This is a genomic window from Wolbachia endosymbiont of Wuchereria bancrofti, assembly GCF_002204235.2.
Taxonomy (GTDB): Bacteria; Pseudomonadota; Alphaproteobacteria; order Rickettsiales; family Anaplasmataceae; genus Wolbachia.
In genome coordinates this window covers 1-20692 of the sequence record NZ_NJBR02000076.1, presented here as the reverse complement: position 1 = coordinate 20692, position 20692 = coordinate 1, and the positions used below count along the sequence as shown (strand labels likewise).

The 20692-nt window shown below is 33.2% G+C and carries 21 protein-coding genes, 1 other RNA gene and 2 pseudogenes; 7 read left to right on the top strand and 17 right to left on the bottom strand.

Annotated elements, in window-relative coordinates; genetic code table 11:
• Positions 1 to 322: 322 nt before the first annotated feature.
• On the top strand, positions 323 to 478 hold the full coding sequence (locus CCY16_RS05635) for a hypothetical protein (protein WP_179946065.1): 156 nt from the start codon (positions 323 to 325) through the stop codon (positions 476 to 478).
• A gap of 61 nt (positions 479 to 539) precedes the next feature.
• On the top strand, positions 540 to 668 hold the full coding sequence (locus CCY16_RS06715; RefSeq protein ID WP_281250516.1) for a hypothetical protein: 129 nt from the start codon (positions 540 to 542) through the stop codon (positions 666 to 668).
• A gap of 185 nt (positions 669 to 853) precedes the next feature.
• On the opposite strand, the gene purN is transcribed toward CCY16_RS06715, so the two are convergent.
• Positions 854 to 1432 carry a phosphoribosylglycinamide formyltransferase gene (purN, locus tag CCY16_RS03945; RefSeq protein ID WP_088415116.1) on the bottom strand — a complete coding sequence of 193 codons (579 nt, stop codon included), beginning with the start codon at positions 1430 to 1432 and terminating at the stop codon, positions 854 to 856.
• Positions 1433 to 2063: 631 nt separating this feature from the next.
• On the opposite strand from purN, the gene CCY16_RS03940 reads away from it, so the two are divergent.
• Positions 2064 to 2432, top strand: coding sequence for a hypothetical protein (locus tag CCY16_RS03940; protein ID WP_245800783.1), 369 nt, complete (start codon positions 2064 to 2066; stop codon positions 2430 to 2432).
• On the opposite strand, the gene CCY16_RS03935 is transcribed toward CCY16_RS03940, so the two are convergent.
• Positions 2421 to 2942, bottom strand: coding sequence for a Na+/H+ antiporter subunit E (locus CCY16_RS03935; protein WP_088415110.1), 522 nt, complete (start codon positions 2940 to 2942; stop codon positions 2421 to 2423). The two genes, CCY16_RS03940 and CCY16_RS03935, sit on opposite strands and share 12 nt — an antisense overlap.
• A gap of 175 nt (positions 2943 to 3117) precedes the next feature.
• On the opposite strand from CCY16_RS03935, the pseudogene CCY16_RS07115 reads away from it, so the two are divergent.
• Positions 3118 to 4998 (top strand): annotated as a pseudogene (locus CCY16_RS07115) (hypothetical protein).
• On the opposite strand, the gene plsY reads toward CCY16_RS07115, so the two are convergent.
• From plsY to recA, 6 genes and pseudogenes are all read right to left on the bottom strand, one after another.
• Entirely contained in the window at positions 4947 to 5522 is a 576-nt protein-coding gene (plsY, locus tag CCY16_RS03925) for a glycerol-3-phosphate 1-O-acyltransferase PlsY (protein WP_088415108.1), read from the bottom strand. The pseudogene CCY16_RS07115 and the gene plsY sit on opposite strands and share 52 nt — an antisense overlap.
• A 239-nt stretch (positions 5523 to 5761) precedes the next feature.
• A complete protein-coding gene (locus tag CCY16_RS03920) occupies positions 5762 to 7228 on the bottom strand; it encodes an alanine/glycine:cation symporter family protein (RefSeq protein WP_088415106.1) in 1467 nt (488 codons plus the stop codon).
• 2 nt (positions 7229 to 7230) lie between these two features.
• Positions 7231 to 8567, bottom strand: a pseudogene (locus CCY16_RS03915) (alanine:cation symporter family protein).
• A gap of 30 nt (positions 8568 to 8597) precedes the next feature.
• A complete protein-coding gene (locus CCY16_RS03910; RefSeq protein ID WP_088415104.1) occupies positions 8598 to 9368 on the bottom strand; it encodes a CDP-alcohol phosphatidyltransferase family protein in 771 nt (256 codons plus the stop codon).
• Positions 9365 to 10057: a phosphatidylserine decarboxylase gene (locus tag CCY16_RS03905; RefSeq protein WP_088415102.1), complete on the bottom strand. Its 693-nt coding sequence runs from the start codon at positions 10055 to 10057 to the stop codon at positions 9365 to 9367. The genes CCY16_RS03910 and CCY16_RS03905 overlap by 4 nt, the downstream gene beginning before the upstream one ends.
• Positions 10058 to 10298: 241 nt before the next feature.
• Positions 10299 to 11366 (bottom strand): recombinase RecA, encoded by a 1068-nt coding sequence (gene recA, locus CCY16_RS03900; protein WP_088415100.1) that lies wholly within the window; start codon positions 11364 to 11366, stop codon positions 10299 to 10301.
• A 232-nt stretch (positions 11367 to 11598) separates the two neighbouring features.
• Between recA and truA the strand changes: the two genes are divergently transcribed.
• Positions 11599 to 12336, top strand: a complete 738-nt coding sequence (gene truA, locus CCY16_RS03895) for a tRNA pseudouridine(38-40) synthase TruA (RefSeq protein ID WP_088415098.1) — start codon at positions 11599 to 11601, stop codon at positions 12334 to 12336.
• 8 nt (positions 12337 to 12344) lie between these two features.
• Here the strand turns inward: truA and dnaN are convergent, their stop codons facing one another.
• The 8 genes from dnaN to ffs form a co-directional block, all read right to left on the bottom strand.
• Complete coding sequence (gene dnaN / locus CCY16_RS03890; RefSeq protein WP_088415096.1) at positions 12345 to 13502, bottom strand: DNA polymerase III subunit beta; 1158 nt, start codon at positions 13500 to 13502, stop codon at positions 12345 to 12347.
• A gap of 120 nt (positions 13503 to 13622) precedes the next feature.
• Positions 13623 to 14120 (bottom strand): invasion associated locus B family protein, encoded by a 498-nt coding sequence (locus tag CCY16_RS03885; RefSeq protein ID WP_088415094.1) that lies wholly within the window; start codon positions 14118 to 14120, stop codon positions 13623 to 13625.
• Complete coding sequence (locus tag CCY16_RS03880) at positions 14113 to 15006, bottom strand: RNA polymerase factor sigma-32 (RefSeq protein ID WP_088415092.1); 894 nt, start codon at positions 15004 to 15006, stop codon at positions 14113 to 14115. The genes CCY16_RS03885 and CCY16_RS03880 overlap by 8 nt, the downstream gene beginning before the upstream one ends.
• Before the next feature lie 282 nt (positions 15007 to 15288).
• Positions 15289 to 16011, bottom strand: a complete 723-nt coding sequence (locus CCY16_RS03875) for a P44/Msp2 family outer membrane protein (RefSeq protein WP_088415090.1) — start codon at positions 16009 to 16011, stop codon at positions 15289 to 15291.
• Positions 16012 to 16578: 567 nt separating this feature from the next.
• Positions 16579 to 16761: a hypothetical protein gene (locus tag CCY16_RS03870; protein ID WP_088415088.1), complete on the bottom strand. Its 183-nt coding sequence runs from the start codon at positions 16759 to 16761 to the stop codon at positions 16579 to 16581.
• A 76-nt stretch (positions 16762 to 16837) separates the two neighbouring features.
• Complete coding sequence (locus CCY16_RS03865) at positions 16838 to 17152, bottom strand: YbaB/EbfC family nucleoid-associated protein (RefSeq protein ID WP_179946066.1); 315 nt, start codon at positions 17150 to 17152, stop codon at positions 16838 to 16840.
• Between the two features lie 21 nt (positions 17153 to 17173).
• On the bottom strand, positions 17174 to 18658 hold the full coding sequence (gene dnaX, locus CCY16_RS03860) for a DNA polymerase III subunit gamma/tau (RefSeq protein ID WP_088415084.1): 1485 nt from the start codon (positions 18656 to 18658) through the stop codon (positions 17174 to 17176).
• Between the two features lie 15 nt (positions 18659 to 18673).
• An RNA gene (gene ffs, locus CCY16_RS03855) (signal recognition particle sRNA small type) lies at positions 18674 to 18773 on the bottom strand.
• A 58-nt stretch (positions 18774 to 18831) separates the two neighbouring features.
• Between ffs and CCY16_RS03850 the strand changes: the two genes are divergently transcribed.
• Both CCY16_RS03850 and CCY16_RS03845 read left to right on the top strand, forming a co-directional pair.
• The gene (locus CCY16_RS03850; RefSeq protein ID WP_088415082.1) at positions 18832 to 19104 is read left to right on the top strand and encodes a hypothetical protein; all 273 of its coding nucleotides are present in this window, start codon (positions 18832 to 18834) and stop codon (positions 19102 to 19104) included.
• On the top strand, positions 19101 to 19754 hold the full coding sequence (locus CCY16_RS03845) for a glutathione S-transferase family protein (RefSeq protein ID WP_088415080.1): 654 nt from the start codon (positions 19101 to 19103) through the stop codon (positions 19752 to 19754). Before CCY16_RS03850 ends, CCY16_RS03845 begins: the two co-directional genes overlap by 4 nt.
• A gap of 1 nt (position 19755) precedes the next feature.
• Here the strand turns inward: CCY16_RS03845 and CCY16_RS03840 are convergent, their stop codons facing one another.
• Entirely contained in the window at positions 19756 to 20406 is a 651-nt protein-coding gene (locus tag CCY16_RS03840; protein ID WP_088415078.1) for an O-methyltransferase, read from the bottom strand.
• Positions 20407 to 20692: the final 286 nt, after the last annotated feature.

Genomic DNA, 20692 nt, shown 5'->3' with positions numbered 1-20692 from the left:
GTTCAGGTGAAAGATGATACAAAAAGTGCTAAAACAGGAAACAAAAAAGCTTTAATAGACTCGTTAATAATGATATTGTCTGCATCAACACAGGTATATTCATGATTGTTAATTTGATACATATTGCAAGCTAACAAGTAGACATAACAAGTATGCTGCTCAGTAATATTAGCACAGGTGTTTTTTTTGTTTAATTTCCCTGATTTCAAATGTGTACTCTTTTTTTAATTATTTCAGAGAAAAAAGCCTACATAAAAAATGTAACTACAAGAAAACACTAGAAGCAAAAAGAAGGAACAAATATAGAATTCAAGGTATTTGTTTGGACATTCTATGCGATGTACTATTTTTAACTGGTGCTGCAGTTTCTATTGCTTTATTTAGTAATCCTGTAGTTCTTTTCATTACTATACCACTCATTACATTAGGTTGTGTAGTAATGGTTGAACATAACTCACTCTATTTACCGTCAAGTTAAAAACTCTAAAAACCACTCTTCACAACTTTCAAAAGAGAAACAGTAAGAGCTGCACACAGAGATGAAAAAAGAAATAAATTCATCACGCCTTTACAAAATTGCAGCAAAAGTCCTGCCTAACATAATAGTACTAGCAAGATTGCACACTAATGAGGAGGACAAAGAAAAACGACAAGAGGTTAACTTTTAAAAGAAATGCTGAAATGAGGTAAAGGGAAATAAGTTAACAGTAATACAGTGAATAAAAAGGTAAAGTTGTCTAAGCACCAAGTAAAGATAACAAAAAGGAAAACATTAAACGCAATTCTGAAGTTTCATCAATCATACCTTTTTTTGAGTGAAAATGTAGTTGATAAAGGGAAAGATAGCGATACTTTATGGTCTCTCTAGTTTTCTACTTAGCATTGCTATTAACCTTACTGCTTCCACGTAACATTTATGCTCTTCAGCCAAGATGCGTTTTGAGAGGCTATGAATATCATCATTTGGTAACACTGGTACAGCAGCTTGAGCAATTATAGCCCCAGCATCAACTTCAGAAGTGACGTAATGCACGGTACAACCCGTAACTTTTACACCTGCTTTCAGGGCTTGTTCCTGGGCATTTAGGCCCTTGAAAGAAGGAAGTAAAGAGGGATGAACATTTATAACTTTGCCATGCCATTTATTAAGAAAGTCAGCTTTGAGAATTCTCATAAACCCCGCAAGGCAAACTAAATTAACCTCATGTTGAACAAGTATTTCATGAATTTTATCAACATCAAGTGGTTTATTTTCAACAACAAATGTTGGCATTCCTGCCTGCTCTGCTACCTTTAAACCAGCAGCTTTATTATTGTTGGAGATAACACATGCCATTTCTGCAGGAAAGCCGTAATTTTGACATGCTTTCATCAATGCTTGCATGTTCGATCCCCTACCTGAAATTAGTATTCCAAGTTTTACCTTTTTTATCATGTATAGTTAATTTATAGTCTAGTGTGAGAATTAATATTAGCAAAATAGCCCAAAAGGAAAACTTATTTTATGGCGAAGAAGTAACTTACTTAGACTTTTTGCATAGTTTTTAGCAACATGCATGGTATCCAGCCGTCATTTAGGTAGCTCAAAAACCACTTGATAAGCTTTACCAGTCTCGTTATTACTAACAATAAAGCTGTTTTATAGTTCTAAGTCTATTGGAAGCCTGGATCTGGGGGTTCTATTCTTTTAGTGTGTTGCATTTAATTTCTATAAGGTATTTTTGCTACATTCTTTCTGAACTTTTTCTATGATGGGGTTGTTATACCCAATGCCATAAATTATGCTTAATTAAGTGTTTAAAAATACTAAAAAAACGCAACAAATAATATAGGCTATGCAAAACCTAATAACGAACTGCCTCACGCATCTAGCTTAAATTGGCTTTAACGCTTAGATATTTTGTTGTTTTTATGTAGTATATAATTATAAGTATACATTTTTGTAATTGCGTTATTATTTATTTAACAAAGTATTAGTATAATCTATTGACTGGATTAATGGAGAAATTTGAATGAGCAAATTACCGAAACAATGCGAAAATAAGTAAGTCTCAGGTTATCCAGTGGGAGGTAATAAAAATTGTGAATATGATGATAACTGCTTGTCAAAAATACTAACTTTATACGTTATCAAAATGGTTCAGCTACCAGATTCCTATATAAGCGATGAACCTGAAATCAACACTATTCTGACAAGAGTAAGTGTGACAAGTGAAAATGTATTTTTAAATAAGGCTGCTACTATTGAAATCATGGAAGACATTTTTCCATATAAATTTAACAGTAAGAAGAAAAATAACATATTAAGACTAGAAGACTTGTACAATCATTTATGCTCTATTGTTGGCAATAGTCTTCTAAAAGAAATGCTTGAAAGTCTAGTAATGAAATATAAGGACGCTGTTAACTTATTTAAGCAATTACCTAATTGAGCACAGTATTTTCAAAACTTCGTTCTCTATTTTAGAAACGCCACTCTCAAGGCTTTCATCTATCAAACACATGATGGACAGATATATCTGTCGTTTTTTTGCAACATCAATAGTTAAAGTACCAGGGGTAATTGTGACTGAATTGGCAAATAATGCAATGCTCCCGTCGTTATGCCCTTTGCACTTCTTTAGGATAATTATCGGCTCAAGTTTAAGTTTAGCTTGCAGTACCTTTTTTATTACATAAATACTCGATAGAATGACTTGGTATATCAACCATGATATATAACTTAACAATTTACAAAACTGCAGTCTATTTGTACCATTTAAGATCTGACTAAGAGCGTTTTCAGCATCCATCAACCGCTTAAAGACAAACAGCGTAAACATAGAGGAAAATATTCCACAAAAAATAAAAAACGGCTCAAAATAACCAGACAATATAGTCCATAGAGAAAATAAGATTATAAAGAACAGAGAAAAAAACTTGATTTTTTGCCTAAGGTTCATGGTCTACAGTATAACTAGGGTGATTTTTAAGGAAAGATAATAATGACTCTACTCCAGAAAAATTGAAAGAAAGCTGACTACTCTTATGAATTGAAGACAATAAAATACTTAAATATTAACATTAATGGACCATATACATATTATTAAAGCATAATAATAATTAGTAAGGTAGGCTATGATAGATATTTCTCAAATACAATTTCCTTCAAGAGAGCTTAGTAAGCTAAAATTTGTTGATTACTTTGCAACTTTTATTTCTTTAAGCATTTTAGTTAACCCTGCTACTCTTTATTTTCACCTTGCTACCATACTCCTCAGATCTGAAATTAAAACCTTTTACATTTATAAAGAAATCAGAACTGCAAAGCAGCAAAAAATAAGCAAAAAAAGAGTATTGGAAAATGTTTTTTAAGAACTATACTATAAAATAGCAGCTTCTCTCTTGCTCGCTGCTTTTATGGATCTACCTGACTTTCACCACCAATTTCTTATTGATCCCGTTACTGAAAACAACACCACCTACAATGCCATTAATTTTATTGCAGAGTGAACTCAGGCAAAAAGATTCTAATTTTATTATGTTATTTAAAATTTCTATGAATTTCTTTTTAGAGAGTACAAAGGAAAACTTACGGGCATGATCAATAGTTTTGATGCTGATCTTGAACACTTGCTTCCTCATCAGTTAAATGACGGTATTCATCACAATATCAACAAGCTAAGAAATAAGTACGGTAATAAAGTATCAGAAGATGTTATTAATGATGGTGAATTTAAGCAGTTTGTTGAATATACAAATGATTCATATTAACTTAACCTAATGATTGTCAATTTAGTAATGAAGACAAAGGAAGAGTGATTGGATTTTTAAATGACTTCTGTGAAAATGATCAAAAACATAGCCCTGGCTTTACAGGTGGGTAAATTTTACTTTTAGTTTTGGGAGCCTGCAATGATGGAGACATCGAAGCTGTAAAAAATAAAAAAGACACATTAATTATAAATCTGCTTGATAGTCAAACTTTCTCTAGAAAAGAACGAATTCCTAACACCTGCTTCACCGGTATTGTCTACAGAATGATAAGTACACTAGAGGGTATTTATCCCGATCTAGAAACTAGATTTACTGTTCCGCATCAAATATCAATTTTAGAACAGAAAATGAAGCGCATAAGTTCATGTTAGATATGCTAAGAACAAGAAAAAAACAACAAAGAAATCTTTAATGCTTGGTATAAGACTCAGGACAATCCAAATGATAATGAAAGTCAAAAAATAGTTGATGATTTTACTTCAGAAGTAAGTATTCCTTTAATGAGAAAGTTATTGAGTTTTACTTCTCAATAGTGAATAAGTTGTGCTGATGTTAATGAAAAATATTAACTCTATAAAGTTAAATAAATTATAATGTTTTGAGCTAGGTTAGCACATAAAAAATGAACTGAATAAGTATAGCTTAGATGACTAAGAAAGTTTACTTGAAAGTATAAAAGAAAAAGTATTCTTGGAACTATTAAACCGAGATTTGCTTAAGACAGATTTTTCTCTCAAAGGTTCATCTTTGAATAAAGCTAGAAAGTAGCTAACACAATAACAGAGAAAGAGGTTAAGGCATTTAAACTGAAAGCTGAAAAAGCCAGTAAAGTTAACCCCATTGAAGTTTAAGTAGATACTACACTGCAAAATCTTGCAAAAAAATCGCTAAAAGAAAAGTGCTGCCTCGCATATAAATACCTTAGTAATAAATATCAAGGTAATAAAAAAAAAGGAAATGATAGAAATTTTACTTAAAAAACTAGAAATAACAAAGGAACAAATAAAGTCTCTATTAGAAGAGAATAATATACGCAAGCTAAAATTAGCACTTGATAATATATGCAGAAGAAGCGGAAAAAATATGGAGGAAACGATAAAAGAAAAAGAAATAGAAGAGATAGTCGCAAGTCGTTTCTCGCATGAATATCTGCTAGTAATGCAGCAGAAGGAACGGGAATGGGACGTAGCTTATAAAAATTTACGTTCCCTACCTTGCAGAAGATTCACTATATTTCTATAGTGTTTTAAAAAAATTAATATTGCTACAGTTAATAGAGTAAAAAATAAGTCTCTTTGAAAAAAGAAAGATGATAATACAGCAGCTATAGTAGAAGTCAAAGAAGCAAGAGAGGAGTATCGAAAAGCAAAAAATACTGCTAACCAAATAAATACAAATGTTAATACTAAAGAGATATTAAGCGCTATCAAAATTCCTAAAGTTGTTGCAACTCCTTTTCCTCCACTAAACTTCAGCCATACAGGAAACATATGTCCTAAAACTGCTAAAATTGCAGATGCATACATGTGAAAACTACCATCATCGAAAAATTGTTGTGCTATATAAACCGCAATAAACCCTTTTAAAGAATCCAGAAGTAATGCTAAGGTAGCAATACATTTATTTCCTGTTCTTGCAACATTTGTAGCACCAATATTCCCTGAACCTACTTCTCTTAAATTTATTCCTTTTATTTTCGTAATAATTAAGCTAAATGGTATTGAACCTAATATATAGGATAATACAAAAACTATATATTTCTCCATTATATCCACGCTCTCAGTGCCATTCTAGCATGTGACGTATAACTGTACAATACTGTGACTTGAGAATAGTCCTTACCAAGAAAGATATCACCCCAGTGCTCAGACACTGGAACTTAATTGTAAATAAGTATACCAGAGAGCTATATAAGAGCTGGATTCTAGTGTCATGCACTGGAACGACATCAAAGATTAGTATCCTCATTTATTTTTTTTCGTTTAACTAACATTTGCACCAGAACCTAATTGATTTTATTATTTCTTAGCCTTTTCAAATAGCATTGAACTTCACCATTAATTTGACTGCTAAATAGTATAAGCGCTGTCATATTAATAAGGGCCAAACAAGAGAACAAAGTTCCACCGATATTAGCAATAGCCATTATATCTTTAGATAAACCTGAGAAAAATGCAACCACTACTACCGCTATGCGATATATTACAATACTTTTCGTACCAAATAAATATAGCCATCCCATTTCACAACAATATACAAATGAGATTACTGAAGAAAACGCAAACAAAGGTGCAGCTATAATTAAAAATATAGGAAACCAAGAAGAAACTGTTTCAAACGCTTTTTGGGTAATCAATATTCCTTCGCCCATGCCAGTCTGGTACGCACCTGTTATCACTATTGTTATTCCTGTTAAACAACAAATTAACATTGTATCAAAGCATGGCTCTATCATTGCAACTAGTCCAGTTCTAACTGGTTCCTCATCTTTAGCTACTGCGTGAGTAATTGAAGCAGAGCCAACACCTGCTTCACTGGCAAAAATCGCCCTTTGAATTCCAGCAACAAATGCCCCTACTACTCCTCCACCAACAGCATTGAAGTCTATCATATTAGAAAATAATATTTTAAATACATTGCTAAAATTGTGAATATTAAACGTAATTATTGTAATACAACTAAAAATATATATGAGTGACATAACAGGTACTAGCGCAGAAGATACTCTCGCTATCCTTCTAATTCCCCCGATAATTACTAGAGCAAGCAATGCAGAGATTATGGAAGATAGAAACCAAGGATGACTATCCACCCAATTTGAATAGCCAGATAATATTGAAACCATTTGATTAGTTTGAAATGCTACACTTCCCCCTAAACCTGATAATACAAAAAATACCGCATATACCGCAGCTAAGACAATACCAAGTTTCTTAAACCCAAATTCCTCCAGCCCATTTCTTATGTATTGAAAGGGACCACTAAACAATTGTTCCTGACCTTCTGTTCTGTGCCTGAATGCTAAAGTCACTTCAGCGAATTTTGCTGACATACCAAAAAAGCCTGTAATCATCATCCAAGGTATTGCTCCTGGCCCTCCCATTGAAATTGCAATTGCAACACCAGCAACAGTTCCAAGGCCTACTGTGCTTGAAAGTGCAGTTACAAATGCCTGAAAATGCGTAATGTGACCATCGTGATGATCTGTATCATATTTTCCACATAAAATAGTAAACGCATGTTTAAACATCCTTATGTTGAGAAATTTAAAACGCAATGTTAGAAAGACATAACCAAAAGCCACTAAAAGAATTATAAATGGCACGTAGCAAACCTTGAAAAACAACACTTCATTCATGAAGTTGTTTATCCCACTTAATATAGCGTCATAGCTCTCATAAAAATCTGAAGTAGCGTACACATTATTAAACAATAGGCAAAATAATATTATATAAAGCAATCTATAAATCATCTCTAATACCCTCTAGAATTGTAATAAGAATCTATTGTATTTAAGACTTCCCTTCTCAGTAGATATATCGTAACAGCACTTGGAATCATAAGGCACATAAATAAACTGTCACCTAGATAAGATATAAATTCTATATTTTTTGACATACAACCAATATACACCAAAACCGCTATAAGAACTTGGAACAATATCAGTACTTTTTTGTTACCAAATAAGTACAACAAGGCAATTTCTCAGTAGTAATAATAAGCTATTATTGTGTAAAGTGCAAAGGAAAACATTTTAGCAGAAAAACTAGCTTGCTGAATAAAGGCAAGGCTGTTGAAAATGCTGAGCTAACTAATGTAATACGCCTATGTTGTTAGTACTATGTATACCAGCGATAGTTATATAATACTAGTCAAAAATGAGATTAATATTGTGTCTACAAGTGGTGCAATATTGTAACACTCGCAACTTTAATTGGATCTTCTTCTTTCACAGCTGAATACACTATAGCTGCTGTTCCTGTATCTGCCTCGTTAGCAAAAAACGATCTTCTCACTTCTCGGCTACTAACCTACCCAGTACCCCACCTCCTATAGCTGACTTATTAAAGATATCTTGGAATATTATAGATAAAGCATTCAGCAGATTATTTCCATCTACACAGATTGAATATACATATATGCTTACATATAATACTATCACAATCGGCGCTAAACCTGTCGCAACGAAAGCAATGCATTTTATTCTTCTCTTAGTATTACAATTAAAATAAGCAGTGATATAATAATAGATGCGTTGTATTTAAAGAGGTTACTCGATAACGCTGCAATTTAATTCGCCTGAATGGTATGCCACCAAAAATCATTGCAACAAGCGACATAATTGCACAAGTGCATACAAGAAACCTGCCAGTCTTATAAATCTAACCTTTGCAAGCCCGTACTTCATATAATAAAAAACCCCACCAGTTGGTTTTCAGGGCAATAACTAAATGCAAGCACTACTTCAACAAACTTTATCGACATGTCAAGTATTTTGGTAATTATCATCTAAAAAATTGCACTCGGACCCCCTATCGTGGTAGCTATTGCAACCCTGGATACTGTTCCAAGGCTAACCGTTCCTGAAATTACCGTTGCAAACGTTTGGATATGAGTGATTATGCCGTCGCTATGATTACATTCTAGGTTGAATAGCATTTGTATTCCATGCTTGAATAAGTTAAAGTTAGTAAACCTGAACTGCACTATACAAAAAACTCCAGTTGCAATTCCCAAATGATTGCAAATGGAACGTGAAATATTTCTACGTACAGAAATGAATTTAATAATTCACTTATTTCCACAGTTATATTGCCACTACTTTTTATTACGATCTATAGCTAACAAGTTTTATATGTGTAATATATATAAAGCCCGACGCTTATTGGAATAGTAACAGTATACACTATACCTAAAATTGGTAGAGTGATCCATGGCTTACTGACGAAGAATACGATAAATACTCCGAAAAGTGATACAAATATATAAGACAGGCTCCTGGGAATATAAATGTACTTTGCAGAGAAAGTTGGAATATGACTGACTGAAAAAAATGAAATAGTTAAAAAGTAACAAGCCGTATTTCTTACGTTAAAAAATCGTTCTATAAGAAGTAAATATTCACTTTCCTGAGAATGAAAGGTAACAATTATTGGCAACAAAGAAAGTAAAGCACATATTGGTGCTGGAACCCCAGAAAAGAAAAATTTTTCCCAGTCAAGTTGTTCCACGTTTAACGACACATTAAACCTAGCAAGCCTTATTGAGATGCAAATTACATATATCATTACTAATATCCACCCTACAACTTTAATTTCTTTTAACTTCCAAAAATATAAAAGAAATGCAGGTGCTGCACCAAAATTTAGAAAATCTGCAAAAGAATCAAGCTGCGCTCCAAAATCACTAGTTGATCTTAAAATTCTGGCTATTCTGCCATCCATCCCATCTATAATTGCTGCAATGATAATGAAAATCACTGCAAACTCCCACTGTTCATTAAATGTAAACTTAAGTGAAGTAAGACCAGAGCACAAACCCAATAAAGTTATAAAATTTGGGAATAACTTAGCAATAGGTAGAGATCTACTGTTACCGCTATTGTTATTCATACAACGTCAAAAGTAAGCTTTTCTTGAGTATTTTCCTTATTCAAGTTTGCTATAATTGTTTCACCACCAACAACAGTTTGCCCTTCTGAAACCTTTATTTCTACATCAGTAGGAACATAAATGTTCACTCTACTGCCAAATCTTATAATTCCAAATCTCTCACCTGCTTTGACGCTCTGAGACACTCTTAAATTACAAACGATACGACGTGCAATTAATCCAGCTATTTGTTCTACAATAACCTCTTTTCCCTTTGTATATTCAACCACAATAACCTGCTTTTCATTCTCATTGCTAGATCTATCGCTCATTGCAGATACAAACTTACCTTTCTTATAGTGCATTTCTTTCACTGTACCGGATATTGGTATGCGATTCACATGCACGTTCAAAATACTCAAGAATATGCTAACAAGTGTAAATTTCTTCTCCTCTCCATTGTTTGCTGATAAAGGGTAACTAACTTCTTCAATTTTTGAAATTACACCATCGGCAGGACTTAGTACAAGATCCTTATTGCCTGGTACAACTCTTGCTGGATCACGAAAGAAATAAGTGCACAATAATGTTGGAAACAAGCATGTAATACCAAATCCCCAAGATATAGAGAATGCTATGCACGTCACTATAAAAGAAACTACTATAAATAAATAACCCTCCTTGTTTATACTGGGTAAACTAAAACACATAACCTTATTGACAACAATCTGTTATTAACAACTTATCATCTATCACTCTTCATGAAAAGCTTTTTTTTTAAGTACGTGCTGCTTCAACAAAATCCTTCTGATAAAAGGTAACATTACAAATTACCATATTATAGCTAAAAGATTTAATAAATCATCATTCCATAATGGAATTGTGCTGAAACCGCAGTAGTATGACGAATATACACTACAACAACTCACCCGACACAAGTTTTAGTTAAAGTTAGAAAACTGCTTCTTCTAAAAGCTGCCTGCTTTCCTCCTCCATTGTAATAGAATTATTACTATTTCCAAGTAAATCTCTAATTTTTGCTTCTACTTCATTCGCAACTTCCTTGTTTGCTTTGAAATAGTTTTTTACATTCTCTCTTCCTTGTCCAAGGCGTGTATTGTTATACGAATAATAAGCACCCGCTTTTTCAAGGACACCAAGTTTTGCTCCTATATCTATTATTTCTCCAAGTTTCGATACGCCCTCATTATACATTATATCAAATTTTGCTTCTCTAAACGGAGGAGCAACTTTATTTTTTACAACTTTAACTCTTGTTTCATTGCCTTTAATACTCTCTTTATCTTTTATTGCACCAACTTTCCTTATATCAAGTCTTACAGAAGTATAGAATTTTAACGCATTTCCACCCGTGGTAGTTTCAGGGTTTCCATATACTACTCCTATTTTCATACGAATTTGATTGATAAATATCAATATACAGTTCGCTTTTGAAACTGCGGAGGTAAGCTTTCGCAGCCCATGACTTAAAAGCCTTGCTTGTAATCCCATGTGCTGATCACCCATATCTCCTTCAATTTCAGCTCTTGGAGTTAATGCTGCAACAGAGTCAACGACTATCACATCAACTGCACTAGAACATACTAAATATTCAACGATATGCAAAGCCTGCTCTCCAGTATCCGGTTGCGAGACCACTAAGTTATCGGTGTTTACTCCAAGTTTATTAGCATACATGACATCCAATGCATGTTCTGCATCGATAAATGCACACAGTCCCCCTTTTTTCTGTGCTTCAGCAATTACATGCAAAGCAAGAGTAGTCTTACCAGAACTTTCTGGACCAAATATTTCAACTATACGTCCTTTGGGCAATCCCCCAACACCCAGTGCTGAATCAAGTGCAATTGATCCTGTAGATATTGTATCTATCTTCTCTACAGGATTTTGCTTTAGCTTCATTATTGCACCTTTACCGAATGTTTTTTCAATCTGGCTTATTGCGTTATCTAGCGCTTTTTGCCTATCATTACTTTTTTCTTCTGGGTTGCTTGCCATAGATTACTTATGAATTTGTATAATTTCCATGATAATCAAACGTGAACAATCTGCCAAGGCTTTTTTAGTGCTCATATATTATTTAGCGAAAAAATTAATATTTTGAGGAGATAAGCTATATGATTTAAAAGATATGGTACACACTGTTTCAAATGCAGAACCTTGCAGTCCAATTGACTTCATTAATTACACACCAAATTATATTAAGATAGAAAATTAGACGGACTTTGCAGTGCGATACAAAATAACGATAGAATACAACGGCAGTAATTTTTCTGGCTGGCAGAAGCAGCAACATTCTGCTAACTCAATTCAAGAGACCATAGAAAATGCCATATTTAATTTTAGTGGCGAGAAAGTTACTCTCCACTGTGGCGGCAGAACCGACGCAGGGGTTCATGCTTTAGGACAAGTTGCTCATTTCGATATGGAAAGGAAATTTGAGCTTTATAGAATAAGAAACGCCATAAATTATCACTTAAAATCAATTCCTATAGTTGTACTGAATGCAGAAACTGTAGATAATACATTTCACTCACGATTTTCAGCAAAAAAAAGATACTACGAATACAGAATCATTAATCGCTACGCTCCTGCAGCTTTGGAAGCTGGTTACGTGTGGCAAGTGTTTAATCCACTTGATGTAAACATTATGCGTGAAGCTGCTAAATATCTGCTTGGAAAACATAATCTTTTAAGTTTCTGCTCAAAAGATTGCCAAGCTACAAATCCGATAAGAACAATTGATGATATCAATATAGTACAAAACGGGAGTCACATATACATTAAAATATCTGCTATTTCTTTTTTACATAACCAAGTGAGGATCATTGTAGGTACTTTAGTTGAATTTGGAAAAAATAGAACTAATCCACAAAAAATGCTGAATATATTAAACCAATGCAAAAGAAACGCTGCTGGAGTTACTGCACCGCCCTTTGGTTTATATTTGGCAAAGATAGATTACTAATTAATAGCTTAAGTTCTTACTGGCATCACTATATATAATACATTTGGATCATTCTCATCAGTAATAACCGTAGCACTACTACTATCTGATAAGCTAAACTTACATTTGTTTTTTATACAGAATAAAGCATCAAGCAAATAACGTGAATTAAAACTTATTTCTATAGGTGCTCCATTGTAGTCCACCTCTACAAATTCAGTTGCATCACTGCATTCTTGAGAATTTGAGTGTAGAGTTAATAATTTTTCTTGCAATGAAAATTCAATAGATTTTATTCTATCAGATACAACAACGGAAACTCGATCTATAACGCTAGCAAGTTTGCTACTCTCAACGACCATTTGTTTATCTTGAGATGCTGGAATAACGCATTTGTAATCTGGAAAAGTCCCATCTATTAATTTTGATATTAGAATATACTTACCACATGTAAATTTGATCTTCCTATCTGAAAGTTTTATATTAATTTCATCACAATCATCCAGTACTTTTAATAGCTCTATCACAGTTTTGCGCGGTATGATTACACCAAATTCGCTATTGATATTTTGAGGCTTTGGCTTTTTTACACATGATAAACGGTGACCATCAGTTGCAACACAATATAAAAATTGCTCATCTGTATGTAGATATATCCCATTCAAATTATATCTTGTATCATCTAGCGATACAGCAAATTTTGTTTTAGTTAATAAGTCTATCAAGTCTGTATTCAGTAGAGTAAAATCATACTGATGATCACCCTCTTCAAGAACAGGAAATTTGTTTAAGACTACATTTGGTAAAGAAAAACTTGCATTTCCATAAGATATTAATAATTTCCCTTGATCGTTTACCTCAAAATTGACATCCAAATCAGCTGGCAACTTCCTCACTATATCGTGTAAAGTATGTGCTGAAACTTTTACTTCTCCTTCTGTTGACACATCTGCAGTAAGTGAAGCAAATATTGAAATATCAAGATCAGTAGCCATTAATTTTATGCTGTTATGTTGTGCTTTAATATTTATACACGCCAAAATATCTATTGCATTACGCCTTTCGACCACTCCACTTACTCTGGACAGCGTACTTAAAAGACTTGCACGGCCTATGCTAAAACGCATTTGATCACATACAGAACTTTGTTTTTTGATTTCTACATCTATATCCACAACCTCTGACACTATCGATTCTTAAAAAATATTTCAAATGATATCCACATTCTACGTAAAGTAAAGTGCTTATTTATATTTTTACCGGAAGAGTGGTCTTTATACTATGGTTCAGCCTGAGATTACAACAGTTCACTTTACGTAGCACAAATCATGCATTTTTTGGTATGCCTTTTGAAACCCAAGTAGGGAATAAGTATCATCAATGGCTGTCGCTTTTATTCTTCCACTAACCACCATTGATAATCCCTGCTTCATTTTTAGAATTAGATCTCGATCTGTTTTTGTATGCTCTGTCCACGCAAGATCTCCTTGTATTATGTATAATGTATATTTTATTTTTTTATCGATATTGAGAACTACAGGCTCCTTATCATACTGAAAACCAGAAGTAACACTTACCTCATCTGCTTTTTTATCGACATAACTGACCATTACATATGGCTTGCGGTTAGTCATATAATGTTCACTCATTTTCTTAGGGTAAGACACGATATAACATACTTTCTCTCCATCTTCCAATGCAGTATATACAAGCCAATCTCTATATTTTTCCTTCAATTGTATATCACTAACCGATGCAAGAGCACTTACTGAAAAAAATATTAGAAATACAAAAAAATTACGCATGTAAGCTAAACTTCAAGCTTTCCGACTGTATATGTTGTTTTACCTTACTCATCGCTTGTTCAGCTAGCTGTCTTATTCTTTCTCTTGAAACACAATATTTTTTACTAAGCTCATCTAGGGTCTGAGTATTCTCAGACAAATACCTACTAATAAAAATATCCCTTGATCTTTCGTTAAGGCTTGCTAATGCATTGTTTAAAATTGTTTCTTTTAATTCTTTCTCTTCACGATTCTGATAAGTTACTTCTTGATTAACTGAGTTACATGGGATCATATCTTGTAGCTCCTTTTTAGAGTCACCACCTATTTTTATGCAATTATTTAGCGACTGATCCTTACAAGCTAAACGGTAATTCATCTGTATAACATCCCCTTCAGATACAGAGAGTTCATTGGATATTGCTTTTATTTCTTCATTATTTAAAGTTTCCCTGTTTGTATATTGCAAAATTCTTTTTTTTATTTTACGCAAACTAAAAAACAATCTCCTTTGTGCTTGTGTTGTGCCTATTTTTACAAATGACCAAGATTTCAATATAAAGTCTTTTATTGAAGCTTCAATCCACCACACCGCATAAGTTGAAAAACGAAACCCCAAATCAGGATTAAACTTTTTCACTGCATGGATTAAACCCATATTTCCTTCCATAATTAGGTCCATTAACAATAGTCCATAATTTTTGAACTTCATTGCAATTTTTACTACCAAATTCAAGTGGCTAGTAATCAATTTATGAGCAGAAGAAATATCTTTACACTGGTTCCAACTTTTCGCCAACCGTACCTCTTCCTCTTGGGATAGCATAGGAAATTTTCGCACTTCAGCAATATACTGTGTGAGATTAGTACTACCGTTAATACATAAGCTCACCTTTGGGATCAACATAACAACTTAAATCAAAACTCCACACATACAATGTATTGACTTTCCAGTAAAAATTCAAGCTTTAATTTAGAAAAAGCATAACTTATTGTGTGCCACTGCACCCAACTTGAACCTTAAGTGCTTCAATACTTACTGCTAATATGCAATACAAAACAGTCTACATAGTAAATAGTGCCATTCCAGTGCTTAAGAGACACTGGAATCCACATTTCTTTCTTCTAAGTCTCAGTACCAGCTGCTTGAATAACAAGACTGAGATAACAAGAAGACCACTAGGATAGATTAGAAATTAAACGCTATTCCAGCTTCTGCACCAATAGTGCTATAAAGAACTTTATATGCACCCGCAGTAACTTTTGTTTCTTTATCTTCACTAGTTCCTTTATTTACTTCTTCACTTTTATCAAAGTTAGCGCCATAAGAACCAAAATAGCGAGCCCCAGCAAAGAGTTTAATTTCTGGAGTTACATCATAGCTAATACCAGCTTTCGCCTGGTAAGCAAAACCAAACCCATGTTTTTGATCAGCAATAACTTGTGCCTTTGCAGGGTTGCTGATATATGCTACACCAAGACCAACACCAACATATGGAGTAATAGGTATATCTTCAATTACTACATCGTAATACACATTAACTAGCCCTGAAATTGCTGTTAAATTATCTACAATATCTGGAGTAGGAACTCGTGAAAGAGCACCTTTACTTAATTGTGAATAAAGTCCTTCAATGTCCACTCTAATATCATCCATCCTATAACCAAATGCACTACCACCAGCCATGAAAGAAGGCTTATAAAGGTCATTAGTGTCTTTACTATCCTTTTGAGCTCCTGTAATACCATCAACCTTTGTATTCAAAGGTGAAAACTCACTATTGTACTGCAAGCGAATGTAGTAACTAGTTTCCTCATCAGCCATTGGACCAACAGGATCTGAAAAAGCAGAGTTTGATAAACTTAGCAACATCACTAAAGCGGTTGCTGAAAAAAACTTTTTATAATACATAATTACCCTCGTTAAAAAAATTAAAATTTCACTTTAGCAATTTAAGTAAAAACTAAAGTTAAGTCAAGTACTAACTTAATAACACAAAATATTTGACATTTAAACTAATTTTTAGAGAAAGGTAAAGATTTTACTAATGAAAAGACTGAACCTGTACTAACATTGCAATATTTGAGAGCAGTGTATATCAAGAATGCAAAGCCCACTTTACAGACCTTAAGAACCCCTTATATGGGGATGTTTTAGGCCTAAATTTATCTTTAATCTTTATTTAAGTGACAAAAGCACATTATTAAACTAGGTGTGTTATGTTTAATTTTTCTTATATAGACACTCCATGTCTTTACAAATTTTTATCTACGTTAGCTGAATCTCACTTATTAAGTAATGTAATAAGCACCAAGTTTTTGAGAGAACAGTAAACAACTCACATTGCATTGTTCTTTTTGTCCTTTTTAAGGATTAGTTAAAAAACCAACTAATCTTCTTTTTTTATAAAGAAATTATTGAAAAACTTCTGCACTACCCTTATCTTGACGTTATGGATATTTACAATTCCAAGGTTGACTACTTATCAAGCGTATACGACATTAATGCTAAGTTCCTATAAGAGATGAGACGAGAAAGAGACATTGGAATGACACCATTTATTGCATAAATAACCTGCAAATTGCTATGTTCATACAGTTGTGTCACTAGCTTTAGCATTTCTTTATTCCTCACATCATTCACTACCGTGGTTTCTTCCATCTTTATACAATGTTATAGGTGCACTAGCGAAGAAGCGTTAGCATTAGAAATACCAGAAATTTTATGTAGAAAAAATTTAAAAGGGAAGTTTAAATCCAGGTAGTAAACCCATCATACCTGCAAGATCAGAGGTTACATTTGCCATATCCTCCTCTGCCTTCTTAATAGCATCGTTGAACGCTGCTGTTACTAAATCTTCTACTATATCCTTCTCTTCATTTCTCATAAGCTCTAAGTCTATGTTTACCTTTTTAGCTTTATAACTACCTATTTTTATGACTCCTACCAACACAGAAACTTTACCACCACCAGAGATACCTTGAAATTCTTTACCAATATACTTCTCTTGAGCTTCTGTAAGTTTCTTTTGCATCTCTTGTGCTTGCTTCATTATCTGATTAAAATCCACGACTTACTCCTTACTCTCTATATTGACTACCTTTGCACCCTTAAATGTATCAAGTATACCCTTGACTGCAGGTGCATAACTTAAACTATTCGCCCCCTTGTTTATATAACCTGCATCAATTGTAATAACCCACTCCTGCTGAGTTATCTGACTTAAATAATTTTTCAAGTCATTACAAAAATTACTATCCAACTGAGATACAGCTTTTAGTTTTAAATACCCAGGTTTACAATTCACTAATTGTAGATTACTACATAGCTGTTTGTAAAGATAAATTTGGTTATTCTGTTGTAATAGTTGCAAAATCTTATCAAAATCATAATTTTTCTGTTGTATGTTTTCTGCGCTGCGTGCATTCCTCTGCTGCGTACTTTGCGCAAGAACTTTCTTGACTACCTGCTCAGGAGAAGGTAGATCAGAAAGATAACAGAGGCTAATTAATATCATCTCAGCAGCAACATCACTGCATGTCGAAGCTTTTATATCTTGAACTCCTTTGAGCAACATCTTCCACAATCTCGAGAAAAATATTAAAGACTTCCTTACACCTAAGTCTTTTATCCTGTTCTTCTCACATTCTGTAACCGAACTATCAATCTCTTTTGTAACTAAAAAACGGCATATTAACTGAATTGTTTGCAATAGACCTTCAAAAATACTAAGTGGGTTTGCCGTTTCTACTGCTTTGTCGAATAACGATAGAGCTTTTTGTAAACCACTATCCAATATTGCTTCCATTAGATCAAATATAATATCTTTATCCACTAGGCCAAGTATATCCATTACACTTTTAGTAGATATCGCATCACCTTTATTATACAGCACTGCTTGATTCATTAAAAATAAGGCGTTACGCATTGAATTACCAGAGTGGCGCGCAATTAACTCTGATGCTTTCTTTTCAATGAAATAATTTTCTCTCTGTGCAATATCATTTAAACGCTCTACTATTTTAGCTACAGGAATGCTGTGCAAATCAAATCTTTGACAACGTGCAATGATAGTAATTGGTATCTTTTTTATCTCTGTAGTTGCCAAGATAAACTTTACACTTGGTGGTGGCTCTTCTAGGGTTTTAAGCAATGCATTAAATGCACTGCTGGATAACATATGTACTTCGTCTATAATGTAAACTTTGAATTTAGAGCTTATAGGTGAATAGCAAATATCCCCTAGGATTACTTTGATATCATCAACGCTAGTATGACTTGCTGCATCGATTTCAATTACATCTGGATGGCTTGAATTTTTTATCGTCAGGCAATTTTTACATGACCCACACGGTTCAAAAGTCGGTCCTAAGGAACAATTTAAACATAAGGCTATTATTCTTGCTGTGGTAGTTTTACCCACCCCACTACCACCGGAAAGCAGTATAGATTGTGGAATTCTGTTGAGAGTAAAAGCGTTTTCTAATATACGCACTAATATATCTTGACCTACTAGATCTTTAAAGCTACCAGGACGATATTTTAATGCTATGTTCATAGTTTATGATAAAATAAATAATGAAATAGGTATGCAACCCAAAAAGGTTCTGATGTGGCTGCTTCATTTCTGACCTGACCAAGTTACAGAGTTTTTGCCTGCATACCTTATAAAAGATTATACTTTTTTTTTTATTTAGCAAGATATATTCTATATTAGCCCTATAACTTGATATGCTAAATTTTTTACAGTGCTACTTTGAAGTAAATAAAAAGTTAGTTATTATGCAAGTCACTACAAGATTATCACTCCAATGTTTATTTATGTCATCCCAGTGCGTGACACTGGGGCCCAAAAATCTCTTCAACAACTGGACTATGTGGTCAAGCCATAGAATGATAAGTGCTGGAGCAATAAGAGATTATGCAAGAGATCTACTAAAATCCACATCTTTTCCTCTGGATCCCAGTGCCACGCACTGGGATAACGAAGGAGAGGTGTTATGATTTTATATCATTTTCCTCTTTGTCCGTTCTCACGGAAAGTTAGAGCCCTTCTTAAGGAAAAAAAGCTGAGCTGCGATTTAGTACAAGAAAACCCGTGGGAAAAGCGGAATGAATTTATGAAGATTAATCCAACTGGGCAGGTACCAGTGCTTATAGATAATAACTTTATTATAGCAGACAGCAACGCTATTTGTGAATATCTAGAAGAAACTTACAATAGCGATATCAAATTGCTTGACTCGTCTACTGTTATTAAATCTCAAATACGTGCTTTAATTAATTGGTTTGATAATAAATTTTATAATGAAGTTACTAAATATATTATAAATGAGAAAGTAATAATTAACCGCAGTCCTGACTCTAGGTTTCTCCATGCAGCTCAACATAATCTATCTTGCCATATAGAGTACATTGAATACTTAATTAACAAAAACGTTTGGCTCATAACTGATAAGTTCACTTTAGCTGACATTACTTTAGCATCACATATTTCTGTAATGGATTATGTAAATAGTTTTCCATGGGAAAAAAGTAAAATTCTAAAAGAATGGTATTCCATTGTTAAGTCAAGGCCTTGTTTTCGTGAGATGTTATTAGAAAGAGTTCCCGGGTTAACCCCTCCTCTGCACTATGCTAACTTTGATTTTTAGTCTACGTAAGCTTTAAAGCTATAGTCATTCCTTCATCAGTTGGAATTAATATAGAGCAATATTTTTTTTCGTTCGATAATCTATAATTGAATTCCCTCATAGCACGCCATGATTTCTCTAACACTTCTTTTGGAGGTGATTTCAAAAATACTGTGTTAAATAATAGAGTATTATCCGCAACAATCAGCCCGTCTTGTTTAATGTATGACTCTGCCCAATCTAAATATTTAGGATAACCAACCTTATCAGCATCAATGAATATCATGTCATATGGTGCTTTCGCTGATAATTCATCCAATTTTTCTAATGCATTGCCTACTATTAAAGTAATTTTATTGCCCATATTAAAAGCACTAAAATTTTTTTTTGCTATTTTAAAGTGCTTAGGATTGTTTTCTATTGTGTATATATGACCACATTCAGGCAGAGCTTTTGCCATACAAATTGATGAGTAACCGTACAATGTGCCAATTTCAACGATACTTCTCACCTTATGAACCTTTATAAATAAACTTAATAACTTTCCTTCTTCAGGGCTAATTTGAATGTATTGTTTTTCCCCAAGAATACAATACTCTTCTATTTCTTTACATTCTTTTGCAAATAAATCTCGTATGTATAATAATTTTATGTTAGAGTTATTACGTGCCATGTTTTGTATTATAGGAAGGCTTAATTAATATAAAATTCATAAATAATTATATAGCTTAAAATGATATAAACATTTATTTTAGGCTATTATTTTATAGCGTAAAATTTTAAGTGACAAAAATTATGATATATAATATCATAGTTAACTAGTGCAACAGCTGATTGGCTGCCACACTAAAATTTAAAGAGACTGCTTACATGCAAATTTCTCTTTTAAGTATAATTTTCGTAATCAATTAGAGGGAGTTATATGTCTTATAATATTGCTGGTGAAGTTGAAACGTTAA

Bases quoted from the DNA above. Each gene is read 5' to 3' on its own strand.
- CCY16_RS03865 (WP_179946066.1), bottom strand. From the start codon at position 17,152: ATGAAGCAAGCACAAGAGATGCAAAAGAAACTTACAGAAGCTCAAGAG.
- dnaX (WP_088415084.1), bottom strand. From the start codon at position 18,658: ATGAACATAGCATTAAAATATCGTCCTGGTAGCTTTAAAGATCTAGTA.
- CCY16_RS03935 (WP_088415110.1), bottom strand. From the start codon at position 2,942: ATGAACCTTAGGCAAAAAATCAAGTTTTTTTCTCTGTTCTTTATAATC.
- CCY16_RS03875 (WP_088415090.1), bottom strand. From the start codon at position 16,011: ATGTATTATAAAAAGTTTTTTTCAGCAACCGCTTTAGTGATGTTGCTA.
- CCY16_RS03880 (WP_088415092.1), bottom strand. From the start codon at position 15,006: ATGTTGATCCCAAAGGTGAGCTTATGTATTAACGGTAGTACTAATCTC.
- CCY16_RS03910 (WP_088415104.1), bottom strand. From the start codon at position 9,368: ATGAATAACAATAGCGGTAACAGTAGATCTCTACCTATTGCTAAGTTA.
- CCY16_RS06715 (WP_281250516.1), top strand. From the start codon at position 540: ATGAAAAAAGAAATAAATTCATCACGCCTTTACAAAATTGCAGCAAAA.
- CCY16_RS03920 (WP_088415106.1), bottom strand. From the start codon at position 7,228: ATGATTTATAGATTGCTTTATATAATATTATTTTGCCTATTGTTTAAT.
- CCY16_RS03850 (WP_088415082.1), top strand. From the start codon at position 18,832: ATGCTAAATTTTTTACAGTGCTACTTTGAAGTAAATAAAAAGTTAGTT.
- CCY16_RS03845 (WP_088415080.1), top strand. From the start codon at position 19,101: ATGATTTTATATCATTTTCCTCTTTGTCCGTTCTCACGGAAAGTTAGA.
- CCY16_RS03885 (WP_088415094.1), bottom strand. From the start codon at position 14,120: ATGCGTAATTTTTTTGTATTTCTAATATTTTTTTCAGTAAGTGCTCTT.
- recA (WP_088415100.1), bottom strand. From the start codon at position 11,366: ATGGCAAGCAACCCAGAAGAAAAAAGTAATGATAGGCAAAAAGCGCTA.
- CCY16_RS03905 (WP_088415102.1), bottom strand. From the start codon at position 10,057: ATGTGTTTTAGTTTACCCAGTATAAACAAGGAGGGTTATTTATTTATA.
- CCY16_RS03870 (WP_088415088.1), bottom strand. From the start codon at position 16,761: ATGGAAGAAACCACGGTAGTGAATGATGTGAGGAATAAAGAAATGCTA.
- plsY (WP_088415108.1), bottom strand. From the start codon at position 5,522: ATGGAGAAATATATAGTTTTTGTATTATCCTATATATTAGGTTCAATA.
- CCY16_RS03840 (WP_088415078.1), bottom strand. From the start codon at position 20,406: ATGGCACGTAATAACTCTAACATAAAATTATTATACATACGAGATTTA.